Here is a 17,966-nt window from a genome sequence, read left to right as displayed (position 1 = left end):
AAGCGGAAAACATCCCCTTATTCACCCGGAAACGAGGCTCCATTTTGCATCTAACCGGAAATTCTCCCCTTATTTTACTTTCGCCAGTTACTCGATTAAGGACTTTTAAAATCCAATAACGATGCCAATACAACTATCATTTCGGCACGCATTTTAAGTAAAGCACTTTCAAAACTGCTCCCCAACCGCTTGTCCTTGATATGCAAAATAGCCTACCCTATTGGGCAGGCTATTTTCACTTATAGAAGGCTTAGAACCAGTTTGTATGGAATGTTCCTTCTTTATCAGTACGTTGGTACGTATGTGCACCGAAATAGTCACGTTGAGCTTGTAACAGATTCGCAGGCAGTGTTTCTGTACGGTAGCTGTCGTAGTATGATAGCGCAGCAGAGAAACATGGTACAGGAATACCGTTTTGAACAGCAACAACCATGATGTCACGAAGAGCATGCTGGTAGCTTTCAACAATTTCCTTGAAATATGGATCAAGTAATAGATTTTTAAGCTGTCCGTCACGATCATATGCTTCTTTAATCTTTTGAAGGAATTGAGCGCGAATAATACATCCTCCACGGAAGATCATCGCAATTTCTCCGTATTGTAAATCCCAATTATATTCTTCTGAAGCTGCACGCATTTGTGCGAAGCCTTGTGCGTAAGAACAAATCTTGCTCATATAAAGAGCTTTACGAACTGATTCGATAAATGCCTTCTTATCACCAGTGAATTCCTTCGCAGTTGGTCCACCTAATACTTTGCTAGCATGTACACGTTCTTCCTTCATTGCTGAAAGGAAACGAGCAAATACCGACTCCGTAATGATTGGAAGTGGTACTCCAAGGTCAAGAGAGCTTTGGCTTGTCCACTTACCAGTTCCCTTTTGTCCTGCTGTATCAAGGATAACGTCAACAAGTGGCTTACCTGTTTCTTCGTCTTTTTTCGTGAAAATATCAGCTGTAATTTCGATTAAGTAGCTATCAAGCTCGCCTTTGTTCCACTCAGCGAATACTTCATGAAGCTCGTCTGCACTTAGACCAAGTACATGCTTTAATAGGAAGTATGACTCAGAGATTAACTGCATATCTCCGTATTCAATTCCATTATGAACCATTTTCACATAATGACCTGCTCCATCTGGACCGATATACGTTGTACAAGGCTCACCGTCAACCTTCGCTGAAATATCCTTAAAGATAGGTGCAATTAACTCATACGCTTCTTTTTGACCACCTGGCATAATAGAAGGCCCTTTAAGCGCACCCTCTTCTCCGCCTGAAACGCCTGTTCCAACAAAGTGGATACCTAATTCACTAAGTTCTTTATTACGGCGCTGTGTATCAACAAAATACGTGTTTCCACCGTCAATAACGATATCACCTTTATCAAGTAATGGCTTTAATTGATCAATTGTTGCATCAGTTGGGCCACCAGCTTTAACCATAAGCATAATTTTACGTGGCTTTTCTAATGATTCAACAAATTCTTCCATGCTATATGTACCAAATATATTTTTTCCATTTGATTCCGCAAGCATTTCATCTGTTTTTTGGCTTGAACGATTGTAAACTGAGACTGTATAGCCTCGGCTCTCGATGTTCCAAGCAAGGTTTTTCCCCATTACCGCTAACCCAATTACTCCAAATTGTTGTTTTGTCATTTTTTTACTTCCCTTCTAGCTAAATACTTATATACATAAGAATCCACTTTACTTTAGCAAGATTAAGCAAAAAGCGCAAGTAAGGTGATTAATTAAATATTCAAATATATTTTTTCCTGAATTTCTTTAACTATGTTACTCTTCTTTCCTATCTCTCACCTCATGTAAAAAATCTTTATTAAAGCTTGTATCCGTCCCAATTGATGGCGTTTGCTTTTTCTTCCGAGCCATTCCTGCCCGATTTATTATGGCCGTTCCATACTTTTCTTTTAATTTTGAAACCGCATTTAATAGCGGCTCTTTTTTTGCATCACGTTCATAAGAGAAGAGATCAAGCTGTTTCACTGCTTCATTCACATGTATTAAATCTGTACCTGTGATTCCAAGAAGACGGATGGCATTCCCATTCCAGTTGGAATGAAACAATACTTTGGCAAGTTGAGAAATCTCGTCTTGTTTATCTACTGGATTATTTAGTTTTTTACTTCTAGTAAACGTTTTTCGATCTTTATACCGTATCGTTACACTTAGTCCCGTTGCCAACACTTGTTTTGCTTTTAGTCTTGCAGAAACTTTCTCTGCCAGCTTCTCCAACACTTCGTTTAACTCTCTAACATTTGTAACATCCTTCGGAAGAGTAGTTGAGTTTCCAACGCTTTTAAAGTCAGAAACAGAATTGGGGTCCACTTCACGGTGATCAATACCATTCGCTCGTTCCTTAAGACGTACTCCATTGATTCCTAAAAGTGCTTTTAATTGAATCTCATTTCCTTTTGCTAAGTCACCAATCGTATGTATTCCTATTGTATTAAATTTCTCAGCTGTCTTTTGTCCCACACCGTGCATTTCCCCCACATTCATTGGCCACAGAACTTGTTTAATATCTCTTTTTCTAAGGACCGTTATTCCTAATGGCTTTTTCATATCAGATGCTGTTTTTGCTAAAAACTTATTGGGAGCAATTCCGATGCTGCAAGGAAGGTCAAACTGTTCTAACATCCTAGCTTGAATCGTTTTCGCAATTTCAAGAGGTGATCCAAACTCGTAGCTTTCTGTAATATCTACATATCCTTCATCAATGGAAACCGGCTCAACAAGGTCCGAAAACTGCCTTAACAAATCAAAGATAGCAACAGAGGCAGAACGATAGCGCTCAAAATTGGGTTTCATCACAATTAACTCAGGGCATAGTTTTCTAGCTTCCCATAACGGCATTGTCGTTCGCACCCCAACACGCCTTGCTTCATAGCTGCAGGTAACAATGATGCCACGTCTTTCCTCAACATTGCCCGCAATTGCAAGTGGCTTCCCCTTTAAACTTTGGTCGTAAGCCATTTCCACGGATGCATAAAAGCTGTTCATATCCACATGAAGGATGACACGGCCGTTTTTCGGGTACATTTCTCGCATAGCCCACCTCCTCACCATTGTCCTTATATTTTACCAGAAGAATTGGATGACGAAAAAAAAGAGAGCCACAGGCTACTCTTCTTGATGTGATTTCATATATTGTTGGATTTCATTTATTCCTTCTAGCGATTGAACAAGTTTTAACGGATCAATCAATGTAATCAAACGAGAATCCAAGTTAGCAATGGAAGAGAAGTAACTTGTTTTATTAAATGCTACTAACCCCAATTGCTTTAAATTTTCCTTTTCAATATCAATAATCTCTTTTGCGTCGTTAACAAAGACTCCAATGGTTAATTCATCAGTCTTTACGACAATCATCCTTGTTTGATCATTGTACTGAATATTTCGGTGATATAAAATCTCTTCAAAATCAATAACAGGCAGTAATTCTCCTCTAACTTTCACGATTCCTTTCACGTACACAGGTAAATGAGGGATTGGTGTAATTCCTTCCACCTTCTCTATTGAAATCACATGTTCGATAGGAATCCCGTATTCTTCAGACCCTACTTGAAAAACGACTACTTTTGTTGTTATAAGCATGGGTACTCGCTCCAATCTTGCACAAATGCATCATACTTTATACCTGTATCATACTAACATTCCGGCTAATTTGTCTATCGAAAGTAACAAAAAAAGAGTGAAGGATCTCTCCTCACTCTCTGTCTATTAGGCAGAAACTTCTTCAATGATCGCAATCACATACTCTGCCAACTTATTGAGTTCTGCAATTGGCATTCTTTCATTCGTTGTGTGAATCTCTTCATAACCCACTGCCAAGTTGACGGTAGGAATTCCAAATCCAGCTATTACATTCGCATCACTGCCTCCGCCGCTTCTTAACAGCTCGGAGGATCGACCAATTTTGGTTGCCGCTTTTCTTGCTACTTCAACCACATGATCTCCTTCTCCAAATTTAAAGCCAGGGTACATTACTTGAATATCAACCTCTGCTCTGCCACCCATTTCTGAGGCCGCTTCTTCGAATGCTGTTTTCATTTTTTGCACTTGCTCTTCCATCTTCTCATTGACCAATGACCGTGCCTCAGCTAAGATTTCAACGTGGTCACAAACGATATTGGTTTGCGTTCCACCTTCAAAACGACCGATATTTGCAGTTGTTTCCTCATCAATGCGACCAAGAGGCATTCTCGAAATAGCTTTTGCTGCAATCGTAATCGCCGATACTCCTTTTTCAGGTGCCACGCCAGCATGTGCTGTCTTTCCAAAAATCGTTGCCTTTACTTTTGCCTGCGTAGGTGCAGCAACAATAATATTCCCAACTTTACCATCACTATCTAGAGCATAGCCGTATTTTGCTACAAGTAAGGATGGATCTAATGCTTTGGCACCAACTAATCCAGACTCTTCTCCAACAGTAATGATAAATTGAATCGTTCCGTGTGAAATGGATTGTTCCTTTAACACACGCACCACTTCAATCATTACGGCAAGTCCTGCTTTATCATCCGCCCCGAGAATCGTTGTACCATCTGTTACTACATAACCATCCTTAATACTTGGTTTAATGCCTTTACCAGGTACAACCGTATCCATATGGGAAGTGAAGTAGATGGTGTCTACCTGCTCCTTTGAGCCATTAAGTGTACAAATTAAGTTTCCTGCTCCATGCCCAGTCGTTGCAGTTGTATCGTCTTCAACTACTTCAACGCCTAGCTCCGAAAACTTCTGTTTTAATACCTTTGCTATTTCTGCTTCATTCTTCGTTTCTGAGTCCACTTGAACGAGCTCTAGAAATTCCTTTAACAATCTTTCTTCATTAATCATCCTATACCCTCCATCAATCATTCACTCACTCTTGTAGTATAACTTTTACATATCATAATCAGCAAATGAATGGGATTATAGGGGAATATTTCCGTGCTTTTTATTAGGACGAGTATCCTTTTTATTACGAAGCATCTCTAATGATTGGATAATTTTAATTCTTGTTTCACGCGGGTCAATGACGTCATCTACCATCCCCATACTTGCGGCCACATATGGATTGGCAAATTTTTCTCGGTATTCCTCGATTTTTTGTGCTCTTGTTGCTTCTGGATCTTCACTTTGGTTTATTTCTCTTGCAAAAATAATATTCGCAGCCCCCTGCGGTCCCATCACGGCTATTTCAGCATTGGGCCAAGCAAATACAAGATCAGCACCGATAGACTTTGAGTTTAATGCCACATAGGCCCCGCCATAAGCTTTTCGAAGTATTATCGTTAATTTTGGAACCGTTGATTCTGAATAGGCATACAATATTTTCGCACCGTGTCGGATGATTCCACCATGTTCCTGCTTTACACCAGGAAAAAAGCCTGTTACATCCTCGAATGTAATAATAGGTATGTTAAACGAGTCGCAGAAACGAATAAATCTGGCTGCTTTATCAGATGAGTCTATGTCCAACCCACCGGCCATAAACTTCGGTTGGTTACATACTAATCCAATCACTTCTCCCTTTACTCGAGCGTACCCGACAACGATATTTTTGGCGAAATCCTTTTGAACCTCCATGAAAGAATCTTCATCTACTACTTGATCGATTACCTTTCTCACATCGTACGGACGAACCGCGTCAAATGGGACCACATCGGTTAAATCAGGTCGATAATCCCAATCATCTTCATACTGATTAATCGGGGCTTTTTCCTCATTATTTTGTGGAAGATAGCTTAATAATTGTCGGACTCCTGCAAGTACTTCTTCCTCCGTTGATGCATGGAAATGCGCATTTCCACTTATGGAGTTATGTACCTTCGCCCCTCCTAAATCCTCGGGACTTATTTTCTCTCCCGTAACCGTTTCAATCACCTTTGGACCCGTAATAAACATTTGGCTCGTTTGATCGACCATAAACACGAAATCAGTGATGGCTGGGGAATATACCGCCCCACCTGCACACGGACCCATAATCACAGATATTTGCGGAATGACTCCTGAGTAGATGGCATTTCGATAAAAGATCTTTCCATAGCCATCGAGTGAAACGACTCCCTCTTGAATTCTAGCTCCACCCGAATCATTCAGCCCAATAAAGGGTGCTCCATTTTTCGCAGCCAAATCCATTACATTCGCTATTTTGTTCGCATGCATTTCCCCTAAAGCTCCACCAAAAACCGTAAAATCTTGAGAGAACAAGTAGATTGGACGGCCATTCACCTTTCCATAGCCAGTGACGACACCGTCGCCTGGACCCTTTTGATTTTCCAAACCAAAATCCTTACATCTATGTTCAATAAAAGGGTTCAGCTCAATAAAGGTTCCCTTGTCAACAAGAAGCTCAATTCTCTCCCTTGCTGTCAGCTTTCCTTTTTCATGCTGTTTTTCAATTTTTTGATCTCCCCCACCTAACTCTACTTCTCTTTTCCGATCATATAAATCATTAATTTTCTCATAGATGTCGATCATTTTTGACTCCCCCCATCTCTTTGACACAATTCTAAAAGCACATGATGAGTTGATTTTGGATGCATAAAGGCCACTCTTGCATGATGTGCTCCTTTCTTTGGATTATCATGAATCATTTGTACACCCTTCTCTTTTAATTCCTGAATTCTAGATTCTATGGAAGTTACCCCTAGAGCTATGTGGTGGATTCCTTCTCCGCGTTTTTCGACAAATTTATAGATAGCGCTTTCAAAACTTGTCGATTCTAATAACTCTAACATGACGTTTCCCGTGTCTATAAAGGCAACTTTTACTTGTTCTGATGGGATTTCTTCGATTCCTACAAGCTTTAATCCAAGAACCTCTGTGTAAAAAGGCAAGCTTGCATCAATTGATTTTACAGCGATCCCAATGTGATCGACATTATTTATCACTTTTTCCATCTCCCCCAAAGTAATATAATATAAATATTCGCTTTTTGGACAAAAATCCCTTCCAAGCCTTGAGCGGTTGTTCAATTTATCTTTTCCTAGTAAAATAAACTTAGAAAAGTTCTGATTGAGAGGAGATAGAAAATGGGAAATAAGAAAACACAAAAGATTGTTGTTTATGTCATGCTATTTGCGATGCTAGCATCTACCATACTTGCTGGAGTTGTTGCATTCTTATAAAAAGCAAAAAGTCACTTAAGGGTTTGGCCTTAAGTGACTTTTTATTTTGAAATCGCACCGTATTCTTTTGCTATTTCTGTATAGTTTTCATTTGTTGTTGTAATTAATACCTTTGTACCTATTGGAATGAAATCATAGAGAGATTCGATCGCTTCATTTTGAAGTCTCACACATCCCTGTGACACATACTTTCCGATAGAGCTAGGAGTGTTGGTTCCATGAAGACCATAGATTCTTCCATCGGTTTCATTTGCATCAAATCCAATCCATCTTGTTCCTAAAGGATTTTCGGGATCTCCACCATTAATATTGTTTTTTCGGTAATATGGATTTTTGGCCTTAACTGTTATCGTGAATAATCCTTCAGGAGTTAACTCTTCTGTTTTGCCTGTTGCAGCTTTTACCACTGTCTGAACTCGATTCTCATTAATTAAAGCTACTTCATTGGAAGCTTTATTCACAATTAAGAAAGGATCTCCTGGAAGAGGATTTTCTCCTAATGGCCAAATAGGATTTGAAGTAAATGCAATAAGTAAGGCTAAAAGAAAGGATACCATATGTTCACCTACCGTATTATTTCTCCTTAGTAGTTTGAAGCATTTTGCTCCTTTTATTCGCTTTAGGTTTTTTCATTCCAACAAAGTCCTTTTTAATCGTTAAATATTGCTCCATTTCCTTTGTGAAGTGCAAAAGAGCCGCCCGTGTCTCAAATTCCTCACGTGTTCGAGGAAGCTCCATTTTTTGAAATTCTATTCTCATTCTCTCTAACTTTTCGATATAAATATCCGCTGTGTTTCCCGGATGAATATTATTTGAGAGATCTTCAATGAATTCTGCAATCATCTCTCCCTGTTCGACGGTAAGAGAAATGGAACTAACAAGAGGCAACACTCTTTCAATAATTTCAAATTGCTTCTCTCTCATCTTAAAATAGTGATAATATAAGTTCTCGTTTCGGAGGAAATGGTTTTCTACATCACGAAAAGCTAGAGTCTTGGCCTCATCAATAAGTGCTGCTGTTTTTGGGATTTCATAACCATCCCAATCCGTTTTATTATTTTTCAAATATAAGATAATTTCATCAAAGATGGCTTTGAAGTTCTCCTCTATTTTTCTTTGATAATCTATCAGCTTGTTTTCTAAACTTGGCATATACAGGTTCATAATTAAGGCCACACCAATTCCAATAATAATTAAGCCCAATTCATTCAATAATAAACTCTTTGTGATATGTCCAGCTGAGTACAAATGCAAAATAATAACCGTGCTCGACACAATCCCATCGCTTGCTCCCACCATTACCGCTGTAGGAATGAATAATAATAATAAAAGTCCAATCATGACGGGATGGAAAGCAATACCTTCAAAAATAATGATTGAAAAAACCATTGCCACCATGCAAGCTAAAAACCGTTCCCAGGAAGCACGTACACTTTTCTTCTTTGTTACTTGAATGCAAAGGATGGTAAGGATTCCCGCAGATGTAAAACTCGAAAGACCAAAAGCCTGAGCCATCATAATGGAAGCTGCTGCTCCCAACGCTGTCTTTACCGTTCGGTAACCAATTTTAAATTCCATTTTATATTTTACTCCTATATAATAATTTCCCATTAGTTACCTTACCCTTGATGACGCTTTCAATTCAACTGTTAACCAATGAAGAGTAAAAAGAAAAACCTCAGAGACCTGAGGTTACACTTCTTCACAATATTTATCGAATGCTTCTTGTAACTTTTGTACAACTGCCATTGGTTCATGCCCTTCAATTTCATGGCGTTCAACCATTGTTAAGATTTTTCCGTCTTTTAATAGAGCAAAAGAAGGAGAAGATGGTGGATAATCAGTAAAATAAGATCGTGCTGTTGCTGTTGCTTCTTTATCTTGACCAGCAAAAACCGTTACTAATTGATCAGGCTTTTTATCGTAGTGAACAGAATACATCGCTGCCGGACGAGCAATCCCACCTGCACAGCCACATACTGAGTTAACCATTACAAGTGTTGTACCTGACTTAGATAGTGCAGCTTCCACATCTTCTGACGTCTTTAATTCTGTATATCCAGCAGCAACAATTTCTTGTCGCGCTTGTCGAACCACATCGTTCATAAATAAATTAAAATCCATATTCACGAAAAGTTCCCTCCATTATTTCATTAATATATATTCAATATACCAATATGAGATACAAATATACAATCAGAAAGGTTTAAGGTAATGAAAAAAGGGTATGATATAAGCACAGCTAGATCATACCCCTACTCCTTAGATGAAGGTCACCGTATGTGTGACCTTCCTTTTTTTATTTTTTTTCATAAAAATATTTAAATAGAAGGTCTACTGCAGAGGTAACTGTCTGATCACCATCAACTACAGCTCTTTCAAGCTGAGGAAGCAATTCTTTTATTTTTTCGTGAGCATAGAATTGTAGCTGAAGTTGATCTGTGATTAGAGCGTGCATCCAATCCTTTGTTTGTTTTCTTCTTCGCTCCTCAAACACTCCTGATTGTCTCGTTTCATGAATAAATTGGTCAATTGTCCGCCAGATTTCCTCAATTCCTTTATTATATAAACTTGAACATACATGCGCTCTCGTTTCCCAATTAGCAGTTGAGGGTTGAAGAAAATGCAGAATTTGATTATATTCATCCCTAGTTTTTCGTGCGGCAGCTTCATTTTCACCATCTGCTTTATTTACGACAATGCCGTCGGCAAGCTCCATGATTCCCTTTTTCATTCCTTGCAACTCGTCACCAGCGCCAGTTAAAACAAGGAGCATAAAGAAGTCTACCATGTCTCTTACTAGAACTTCGCTTTGTCCCACACCAACAGTCTCTACAATTATCACTTCATAACCTGCCGCTTCACAAAGAGCAATAGACTCCTTCGTTTTTCGATGAACACCACCTAGCTTTCCTCCTGTAGGGGACGGTCGAATAAAAGCTAACTCTGTCCTAGATAGTTGTTCCATTCTCGTTTTGTCCCCTAAAATACTTCCACCACTCCGTTTAGAGCTTGGGTCAACAGCTAAAACAGCTACCTTCATGCCTTGGTCACATAAGTACATCCCAAAAGAGTCAATAAAGGTGCTTTTTCCCGCTCCTGGTACACCGGTAATACCAATTCGAACCGAGTTACCTGAAAAGGGAAGAATTTGTTGAAGAAGTTCCTGCCCCTTTTTAAAGTGGTGGTCAGCATTGCTTTCAATTAATGTAATCGCTTGAGCAAGCATAGAACGGTTTCCATTCCTTAGCCCTGAGCAAAGCTCCTCGACCGTTGGTGCATGATTTACTTTTTTGTGAAATCGTTTTGCAGAAGAAAAGCTTTTCTCTATATGATTTTCTTTCATTACTTTTCCACTTCCTCATAGCCCAATCGCTCGTAGATGGCTCTTACCACCTTTTGAGCGGCTACTGGAATGACGGTCCCTGGTCCAAAAATAGCGGCAGCCCCTTGGCCATATAAATACTCATAATCTTGAGCAGGAATGACGCCACCGATCACCACTAAAATATCATCCCTGCCTAAGTCCTTTAATTCTTTCATTAATTGTGGAAGCAGTGTTTTATGGCCCGCAGCAAGTGAGCTTATTCCGATCACGTGTACATCATTCTCGATTGCTTGTAATGCGGTCTCCTTTGGTGTTTGGAATAACGGTCCAATATCCACATCAAATCCTAAATCAGCAAAAGCTGTTGATATCACTTTTGCTCCCCTGTCGTGACCATCCTGTCCCATCTTGGCTATAAGAATTCTCGGCCGACGTCCTTCATTTTCTAGAAATTCCTCTGTCATACGCTGAACTTGTTTCATTTCCTCTTCATTCGAGTACGCAGAGCTATATACTCCACTAATTGAGCGGATAATCGCTTTGTGTCTTCCTGCAACAGCTTCCACCGCATTTGAAATTTCCCCAATTGTTGCGCGAGCCCTAGCAGCGTTTACCGCAAGTTCAAGGAGGTTTCCTTCGCCAGTTTGTGCCCCTTTTGTTAATGCTTCTAGAGTTTGCTTTACTTCTTGCTCGTCTCTATTTGCTTTTAAGAAGGCCAGTTTTTCAATTTGTTTTAATCTTACAGCCGTATTATCTATGTCTAAAATCTCAATTTCATCATCTTTATCCACGCGGTAACGATTGACACCAATGATCGTTTCCTCACCTGAGTCAATTTTAGCTTGGCGCTTAGCTGCCGCTTCTTCTATCTTCATTTTTGGCAAGCCCGTTTCAATTGCTTTTGCCATCCCACCTAGCTCTTCAACCTCTTGAATATGCTCCCATGCACGTTTAATCAACTCATCTGTTAGGGCTTCAACATAATACGATCCACCCCAAGGGTCAATCACGTTCGTGATTCCGGTTTCTTCCTGAAGAAATAACTGCGTATTGCGAGCAATTCTAGCAGAGAAATCTGTTGGAAGGGCAATTGCTTCATCTAAAGCATTTGTGTGAAGAGATTGAGTATGCCCCATCGCAGCAGCGTGCGCTTCAATAAGTGTACGAGTCACATTATTAAATGGATCCTGTTCCGTTAAGCTCCATCCAGATGTTTGGGAATGGGTACGTAAAACCATAGACTTTTCACTTTGAGGGGAAAACGAATTCATCATCTTTGCCCAAATATAACGCCCTGCCCTCATTTTAGCTACTTCCATGAAATAATTCATACCAATCGCCCAAAAAAATGATAATCTTGGGGCAAAGGAATCGATATCAATACCCGCTTTTAGACCTGTTCGAACATATTCGAGTCCGTCTGCCAGTGTGTAAGCAAGTTCAATATCTGCTGGTGCTCCCGCCTCCTGCATATGATATCCTGAAATACTAATGCTATTGAATTTCGGCATATACTTAGAAGTATACGAAAAAATATCAGCAATAATCTTCATCGACATTTCTGGAGGATAAATATATGTATTACGAACCATATACTCTTTTAAAATATCATTTTGAATCGTCCCAGATAATTGTTCCTTACTCACCCCCTGCTCCTCAGCCGTTACGATGTAAAAGGCCATGATCGGCAAAACGGCTCCATTCATTGTCATCGAGACAGACATCTGGTCAAGAGGAATACCATCAAATAAGGTTTTCATATCGAGTACAGAGTCTATAGCAACACCCGCTTTCCCTACATCACCTTCGACACGTGGATGATCAGAGTCGTAGCCTCTATGGGTGGCTAAATCAAAAGCAACTGACAGTCCCTTTTGTCCCATTGCTAAATTTCTACGATAAAATGCATTACTTTCCTCTGCAGTAGAAAATCCCGCATACTGTCTTACCGTCCAAGGTCTATTTACATACATCGTAGGATATGGTCCTCTAGTAAAGGGGGGCAAACCAGGTAAATCTTCAAGATGATCTAAATGATCACGGTCATCTTTCGTATACAATGACTTTACTTTGATTTGTTCATTGGTTTCGTAAAATAACTCCTCTATGGAGGTTAATATTTCTGCTTTTTTTCGATTGCTCTTTTCAGCCTTAATAGATGGTATCTTTATTTGACGAAAATTGGGTTTGTTAAGCATGAGTGGTTTCCTCCATTTCAGTCAAGAGACTCGATAGAGAATCATAGCAGTTACTTTGTCGATGAAAAAAGTCCGTTACACCAGATTGAAGCCATTCATTCTTTGCCTCAGGTAGCCCTGCCAAATATAGTCGTTTCTCTGGATAATTCGTATGAAATTCTTTCACGATGGAAAGCCCCAATTCTTCAAATTCCCCATACGCTCCACACAAGCAATAAGTTGAATGGTTACTACTTTCAATATACTTCTGAATTTGTTCCCAACTGTCAGTTCCCTCGTTTTTTTCTATAGCTATTCCACCTGGCGCAAGAAAGCCCTCAATAAAATCTGCTTGTGGCTTAAACTGTTTTAACCCACCAATACAAATGACCCCTACCACTGGTTGCTTTTCTAGTTTTTCAGAAATCCTTCTAAGAGTTTCATAGGGTTCTGAAAGTCTAGTTTGCTTCAATTCGGGTATCTTGATGGCTACTGCTTCAGGTGTAGTTTTTTGCTGCATGCATATTTTCAATGGTTGATCTTCTAGATTTGCGTACATATTGGTACCGACGATTGATTGTTTTCTTGTGAAACTATCATTCTTTCTACTATCCAATACTTTTGAGATTTGAGATTGAATCTCACCATCAACAAGAGAGGATAGCATCCCGCCATTATCATCGATTTGTAAAAATAAGTCCCATCCTTTTCTGGCAATCTCGTCCGTTAGTTCTTCTATATACCAGGAACCTCCAGCTGGATCATGTGTTTTACAAATAAGTGCTTCTTCACTTAGAATAAGTTGAGTATTTCGAGCAATTCTCTCGGAGAACTCTGTTCCAACCCCTTCGAGCTCATTAAATGGACTTACATGTAAATATTGAATTCCTCCAATGACTGCAGCAAACGCTTCATTACTAGAACGGAGAAGATTTACATACGGATCATAAACCGTTTTTGTAAAGCTTGATGTTCGTACTGATATTTCCATTTTTTGATTTTCGGTATTTCCTCCGTACGCTTTTACGATTTCACTCCAAAGCATGCGTGCTGCTCTTAACTTAGCAATTTCCATAAAGAAATTAGCTCCTACTGAGAAGCGAAAAATATATTTAGAGAGTATGGTTTCGATTGGAATATTTCGGTTTGAAAGTTCTTCTAGGTGGAATACAGCCGTTGCAAGAGAAATCGCAATCTCTTGGACGGCGTTAGCCCCCCCATTATGATAGGGAGTTGTGTCAACAAGAATAGTTTTTAATTCTGGGAATTTTTGTGAGGCCATTTGAATATTTTTTGCTAATTCATCATACACATCGTTCACTGGCTCTTCTAAATAGCCATCTGAAGCCAATTGGGCTAACGGATCCGTAGCAATAAAGCCTTGTATATCACTACTATCTTTGACGCTACACAGCTCTGAGAGGAGTTTGGATTGATGTCCGTTCTTCGCTTGTACGCAAACTGGAAAACGACCAGCAAACGCTTCAAATATCGATTGATAGGAAGTATCCTTTTGAACAGAGAAAGAAACGGCGGACTGTCCAACTTTGATGGCAGCTTCCATCTTGTCTTTTAGTTCATTTACCGTAGATGCGTGAATGGTCTGAGCTATTCTCCATGGCTGCTTCTCGCCCGGACACGAATCGATTCCTCTTCGATAATCTGGGACACCAGGAAATTGAGAACAGTGTTGTTCTTTTTTAAAATAAAGCGGTTTCAATTTTATCTGTTCGTATGTATGATTTATTAAATGTTCTACCTTTTTTCCTTTCAGTGACTGTTCACTTTTTTCGGTCCAGTCTTCTTCTTGCCAAAGTGGGAATGACGCGCGTTTCATGTCTTTTATTTGCATTGTATGCCGTGCCAAGTTTGCCACGGCTCCCCTCCCTCCGAAAGATAAAATTGAGGTAAAATTCAAAATTATTGATCTTACCCTTATTGTAGTACACATGGGAATAATTGCAAAGAAGAAAAACCGCTGTCTACCTGACAACGGCTTTTTGTATTAGTAGATAGATGTATTTTCCTTTGTAGTAGCCTCAAGGATATCTTTCACTCGCTTTAAAAATCTTCCGCACACAAGTCCATCAAGAACGCGGTGATCAAGAGATAGACAAAGATTAACCATGTCTCTTACAGCAATCATACCGCCATCCATAACAACCGGACGTTTAACGATGGATTCTACTTGTAGAATTGCTGCTTGAGGGTAATTAATAATACCCATGGATTGAACGGATCCAAATGAACCGGTGTTGTTAACAGTGAAGGTACCACCTTGCATATCAGCACTTGATAACTTTCCAGCTCTTACTTTAGACGCTAATTCAGTAATTTCTCTCGCAATCCCTTTAATGGTCTTTTCATCCGCATGCTTAATAACTGGAACATATAAAGCATCCTCTGTTGCAACTGCTATGGAGATATTAATATCCTTCTTCTGGATGATTTTATCTCCTGCCCACATAGAGTTCATTTGCGGGAATTCCTTTAGGCTTTGAGCGACTGCTTTTACAAAGAAAGCGAAGAATGTTAAGTTAAATCCTTCTTTTGCCTTAAACTCCGATTTAATGGAGTTTCTGTATGCAACTAAATTCGTGACATCAACTTCAACCATCGTCCAGGCATGTGGTGCCTCATGCTTGGAGCGTAGCATATTAGCTGCGATTGCTTTTCTCACACCTGAAACCGGAATTTCTATATCCCCCGCTGTTACAGGAACATCCATTGGAGCAGGTGCTGCTTTTTCTACCTCTTTTCGAGCTGGAGCGGTTGGGACAGCTTCCGCTTTTGGTTGAGGTGTAGGAATGGAACCGGACTCTATGATTGCCAGAAGATCTTTTCGAGTAATTCGACCACCCGTTCCTGAACCTGTTACCTGAGTTAAGTCAATTCCATGTTCTCCAGAAAGCTTTAAGACTGCTGGTGAATAGCGTGCTTTATTAGGCGCATCACTCACTTCAGGCTTTTGAACATTTTCCACTGTTTGATTCTTTGTTTTCGTTTCCTGTGGTGTATGATCTTGCCCTTCCATTTCGATGGTACAGATAATCGCACCCACCTCTAATGTTTCACCTTCACTAGCAATAAGTTCGACAATCTTTCCTGAGAAGGATGAAGGTACTTCTGCGTTTACTTTATCAGTCATTACTTCTGCTAGAGGGTCATATTTGTTTACCGTGTCCCCAACAGAAACGAGCCATTTGCTAATCGTTCCTTCTGTTACACTCTCCCCAAGCTGAGGCATTTTGATTTGTTCGATAGCCAATTGATTACCTCCTTGTTAACCTTTAATCCCTATTAAAATTCAGCAAGCTCACGCATCGCTTTTTCAACCTTATCTGGATTTACCATAAAGTATTTTTCCATCGTTGGTGCGTATGGCATAGCTGGTACGTCAGGGCCCGCTAAACGCTTAATCGGTGCATCTAAATCAAACAAGCAGTTCTCAGCAATGATGGCTGCTACTTCGCTCATAATGCTGCCTTCCTTATTATCCTCCGTCACTAACAGGACCTTTCCTGTTTTTGAAGCTGCTTCAATAATCGCCTCTTTATCTAAAGGATATACGGTACGCAAGTCAAGGATATGGGCTGAAATTCCGTCACTAGCTAATTTTTCTGCGGCTTGTAGAGCAAAGTGAACACATAAACCATAAGTTATGACAGTAATGTCTTCTCCCTCACGTTTTACATCTGCCTTTCCAATAGGAAGAACATAATCATCAGCTGGAACCTCCCCTTTGATTAAGCGATAAGCACGCTTATGCTCAAAAAATAGAACAGGATCGTCATCACGAATAGCAGCCTTTAACAGACCTTTTACATCATAAGGAGTCGAAGGCATAACAATTTTTAGACCTGGCTGATTGGCAAATACCGCCTCAACGGATTGAGAATGGTACAGCGCACCGTGAACGCCTCCACCGTAAGGAGCACGTACTACAATAGGGCAATTCCAATCATTGTTAGAGCGATAACGGATTCTTGCAGCTTCGGAAATAATTTGGTTCACTGCGGGCATAATAAAATCAGCAAACTGCATTTCAGCAATTGGTCTCATGCCATACATCGCTGCACCAATTCCGACTCCCGCAATAGCGGATTCAGCTAGTGGAGTATCAATTACTCGAGCCTCACCAAATTGCTCATATAAGCCTTGCGTCGCTTTAAACACACCGCCCTTTTTACCAACGTCTTCACCTAAGACAAATACTTTCGAATCGCGCTCCATCTCCTCACGGATCGCCATAGTTACCGCATCAATATATGAGATTACAGGCATTGATTTCTTCCCCCTTACTTCTCAGCATACACATGCTTTAATGCACTTTCAGGTGCTGCATATGGTGCATTTTCTGCATAGTCGGTTGCTTCATTTACTTGTTTCATTATTCGTTCATTAATTTCCTTTGCTAAATCATCATTTAGGACCCCAACTTCTGTTAGATAAGAAGCGAATGTAAAAATTGGATCCTTCGCTTTAGCTTCCGCTACCTCTTCTTGACCGCGATAGCTTCTGTCATCATCATCAGAAGAGTGGGGAGTTAATCGGTAAGAAACGGTCTCTACCAACGTTGGTCCTTCTCCACTTCGCCCACGGTCTGCTGCATCTTTAACAGCCTTGTATACTTCCAGTGGATCGTTTCCATCTACCGTTACACCTGGCATCCCATAACCAATGGCTCGATCGGAAACATTCTCACACGCAAGTTGTTTTTCGATCGGGACAGAAATCGCATACTTGTTGTTTTCACACATAAAGATGACTGGAAGTTTATGAACTCCAGCAAAATTTGCACCTTCATGAAAGTCTCCCTGATTCGATGAGCCTTCCCCAAACGTAACGAATGTCACTAGATCTTTGTTTTCCATTTTACCAGCAAGAGCAATCCCCACTGCATGAGGAACCTGCGTAGTTACTGGAGATGAGCCTGTGACAATCCGGTTTTTCTTTTGTCCAAAATGCCCAGGCATTTGACGCCCACCCGAGTTTGGATCCTCTTCCTTAGCAAAGCCAGACAACATGAGATCTTTGGCTGTCATACCAAACGTCAAAACCACACCCATATCTCGGTAATATGGAAGAACATAATCCTTCTCACGATCTAGTGCAAATGCAGCACCGACTTGAGCTGCCTCTTGACCTTGACACGAAATAACGAACGGAATTTTCCCCGCGCGATTTAACAGCCACATCCGCTCATCAATTCGACGAGCAAGCAGCATCATTTCATACATTTCTAAAACTGTTTCATCACTCAAACCTAACGCAAGATGACGATTTTCACCCATTATCATAACCTCCTATTTAACGGTGACAGACAC

16 protein-coding genes are annotated in these 17,966 nt (G+C 40.2%); 1 reads left to right on the top strand and 15 read right to left on the bottom strand.

Annotation, left to right across the window (positions count from 1 at the left end; translation table 11 throughout):
* Window positions 1-250 precede the first annotated feature (250 nt).
* The 6 genes from gnd to mce all read right to left on the bottom strand — a co-directional run bounded on the left by gnd (window position 251) and on the right by mce (window position 6,897).
* Window positions 251-1,657, bottom strand: coding sequence for an NADP-dependent phosphogluconate dehydrogenase (gene gnd / locus M3175_RS02955; RefSeq protein ID WP_251514507.1), 1,407 nt, complete (start codon window positions 1,655-1,657; stop codon window positions 251-253).
* A 135-nt stretch (window positions 1,658-1,792) separates the two neighbouring features.
* Window positions 1,793-3,067 (bottom strand): DNA polymerase IV, encoded by a 1,275-nt coding sequence (locus tag M3175_RS02950; RefSeq protein WP_251514505.1) that lies wholly within the window; start codon window positions 3,065-3,067, stop codon window positions 1,793-1,795.
* A gap of 72 nt (window positions 3,068-3,139) precedes the next feature.
* Window positions 3,140-3,613, bottom strand: a complete 474-nt coding sequence (locus M3175_RS02945; RefSeq protein WP_251514503.1) for a chemotaxis protein CheW — start codon at window positions 3,611-3,613, stop codon at window positions 3,140-3,142.
* A gap of 126 nt (window positions 3,614-3,739) precedes the next feature.
* The gene (locus M3175_RS02940) at window positions 3,740-4,858 is read right to left on the bottom strand and encodes a tripeptidase T (protein WP_251514501.1); all 1,119 of its coding nucleotides are present in this window, start codon (window positions 4,856-4,858) and stop codon (window positions 3,740-3,742) included.
* Between the two features lie 75 nt (window positions 4,859-4,933).
* The gene (locus M3175_RS02935) at window positions 4,934-6,484 is read right to left on the bottom strand and encodes an acyl-CoA carboxylase subunit beta (RefSeq protein ID WP_251514500.1); all 1,551 of its coding nucleotides are present in this window, start codon (window positions 6,482-6,484) and stop codon (window positions 4,934-4,936) included.
* Entirely contained in the window at window positions 6,481-6,897 is a 417-nt protein-coding gene (mce, locus tag M3175_RS02930) for a methylmalonyl-CoA epimerase (RefSeq protein ID WP_371321648.1), read from the bottom strand. The genes M3175_RS02935 and mce overlap by 4 nt, the downstream gene beginning before the upstream one ends.
* A gap of 141 nt (window positions 6,898-7,038) precedes the next feature.
* Between mce and prli42 the strand changes: the two genes are divergently transcribed.
* Window positions 7,039-7,134 carry a stressosome-associated protein Prli42 gene (prli42, locus tag M3175_RS02925; RefSeq protein WP_251514496.1) on the top strand — a complete coding sequence of 32 codons (96 nt, stop codon included), beginning with the start codon at window positions 7,039-7,041 and terminating at the stop codon, window positions 7,132-7,134.
* Between the two features lie 41 nt (window positions 7,135-7,175).
* Here the strand turns inward: prli42 and M3175_RS02920 are convergent, their stop codons facing one another.
* The 9 genes from M3175_RS02920 to M3175_RS02880 all read right to left on the bottom strand — a co-directional run bounded on the left by M3175_RS02920 (window position 7,176) and on the right by M3175_RS02880 (window position 17,933).
* Entirely contained in the window at window positions 7,176-7,691 is a 516-nt protein-coding gene (locus M3175_RS02920) for a L,D-transpeptidase (RefSeq protein ID WP_251514494.1), read from the bottom strand.
* Window positions 7,692-7,707: 16 nt separating this feature from the next.
* Window positions 7,708-8,712, bottom strand: coding sequence for an aromatic acid exporter family protein (locus M3175_RS02915; protein ID WP_251514493.1), 1,005 nt, complete (start codon window positions 8,710-8,712; stop codon window positions 7,708-7,710).
* A 114-nt stretch (window positions 8,713-8,826) separates the two neighbouring features.
* Window positions 8,827-9,264, bottom strand: a complete 438-nt coding sequence (locus M3175_RS02910) for a BrxA/BrxB family bacilliredoxin (protein WP_251514491.1) — start codon at window positions 9,262-9,264, stop codon at window positions 8,827-8,829.
* Between the two features lie 169 nt (window positions 9,265-9,433).
* The gene (gene meaB / locus M3175_RS02905) at window positions 9,434-10,480 is read right to left on the bottom strand and encodes a methylmalonyl Co-A mutase-associated GTPase MeaB (RefSeq protein WP_251514489.1); all 1,047 of its coding nucleotides are present in this window, start codon (window positions 10,478-10,480) and stop codon (window positions 9,434-9,436) included.
* Window positions 10,480-12,660: a methylmalonyl-CoA mutase gene (gene scpA, locus M3175_RS02900; protein ID WP_251514487.1), complete on the bottom strand. Its 2,181-nt coding sequence runs from the start codon at window positions 12,658-12,660 to the stop codon at window positions 10,480-10,482. Before scpA ends, meaB begins: the two co-directional genes overlap by 1 nt.
* A complete protein-coding gene (locus M3175_RS02895; protein ID WP_251514471.1) occupies window positions 12,653-14,515 on the bottom strand; it encodes a methylmalonyl-CoA mutase family protein in 1,863 nt (620 codons plus the stop codon). Before M3175_RS02895 ends, scpA begins: the two co-directional genes overlap by 8 nt.
* A 129-nt stretch (window positions 14,516-14,644) precedes the next feature.
* Window positions 14,645-15,907, bottom strand: coding sequence for a dihydrolipoamide acetyltransferase family protein (locus M3175_RS02890; protein ID WP_251514442.1), 1,263 nt, complete (start codon window positions 15,905-15,907; stop codon window positions 14,645-14,647).
* Window positions 15,908-15,939: 32 nt separating this feature from the next.
* The gene (locus tag M3175_RS02885) at window positions 15,940-16,923 is read right to left on the bottom strand and encodes an alpha-ketoacid dehydrogenase subunit beta (protein WP_251514440.1); all 984 of its coding nucleotides are present in this window, start codon (window positions 16,921-16,923) and stop codon (window positions 15,940-15,942) included.
* A 14-nt stretch (window positions 16,924-16,937) separates the two neighbouring features.
* Window positions 16,938-17,933 carry a thiamine pyrophosphate-dependent dehydrogenase E1 component subunit alpha gene (locus M3175_RS02880; RefSeq protein WP_251514438.1) on the bottom strand — a complete coding sequence of 332 codons (996 nt, stop codon included), beginning with the start codon at window positions 17,931-17,933 and terminating at the stop codon, window positions 16,938-16,940.
* Window positions 17,934-17,966: the final 33 nt, after the last annotated feature.

Origin of the sequence: Robertmurraya korlensis (assembly GCF_023715225.1) — a bacterium.
Lineage (GTDB): Bacteria > Bacillota > Bacilli > Bacillales > Cytobacillaceae > Robertmurraya_A.
Note: the sequence above shows the minus strand (reverse complement) of the source record. Positions and strands in the feature narration are given on the sequence as shown.

Excerpts from the sequence above, each read along its gene's own strand:
- gnd (WP_251514507.1), bottom strand. The coding sequence starts at position 1,657 with ATGACAAAACAACAATTTGGAGTAATTGGGTTAGCGGTAATGGGGAAA.
- M3175_RS02950 (WP_251514505.1), bottom strand. The coding sequence starts at position 3,067 with ATGCGAGAAATGTACCCGAAAAACGGCCGTGTCATCCTTCATGTGGAT.
- M3175_RS02945 (WP_251514503.1), bottom strand. The coding sequence starts at position 3,613 with ATGCTTATAACAACAAAAGTAGTCGTTTTTCAAGTAGGGTCTGAAGAA.
- M3175_RS02940 (WP_251514501.1), bottom strand. The coding sequence starts at position 4,858 with ATGATTAATGAAGAAAGATTGTTAAAGGAATTTCTAGAGCTCGTTCAA.
- M3175_RS02935 (WP_251514500.1), bottom strand. The coding sequence starts at position 6,484 with ATGATCGACATCTATGAGAAAATTAATGATTTATATGATCGGAAAAGA.
- prli42 (WP_251514496.1), top strand. The coding sequence starts at position 7,039 with ATGGGAAATAAGAAAACACAAAAGATTGTTGTTTATGTCATGCTATTT.
- M3175_RS02920 (WP_251514494.1), bottom strand. The coding sequence starts at position 7,691 with ATGGTATCCTTTCTTTTAGCCTTACTTATTGCATTTACTTCAAATCCT.
- M3175_RS02915 (WP_251514493.1), bottom strand. The coding sequence starts at position 8,712 with ATGGAATTTAAAATTGGTTACCGAACGGTAAAGACAGCGTTGGGAGCA.
- meaB (WP_251514489.1), bottom strand. The coding sequence starts at position 10,480 with ATGAAAGAAAATCATATAGAGAAAAGCTTTTCTTCTGCAAAACGATTT.
- scpA (WP_251514487.1), bottom strand. The coding sequence starts at position 12,660 with ATGCTTAACAAACCCAATTTTCGTCAAATAAAGATACCATCTATTAAG.
- M3175_RS02885 (WP_251514440.1), bottom strand. The coding sequence starts at position 16,923 with ATGCCTGTAATCTCATATATTGATGCGGTAACTATGGCGATCCGTGAG.
- M3175_RS02880 (WP_251514438.1), bottom strand. The coding sequence starts at position 17,933 with ATGGGTGAAAATCGTCATCTTGCGTTAGGTTTGAGTGATGAAACAGTT.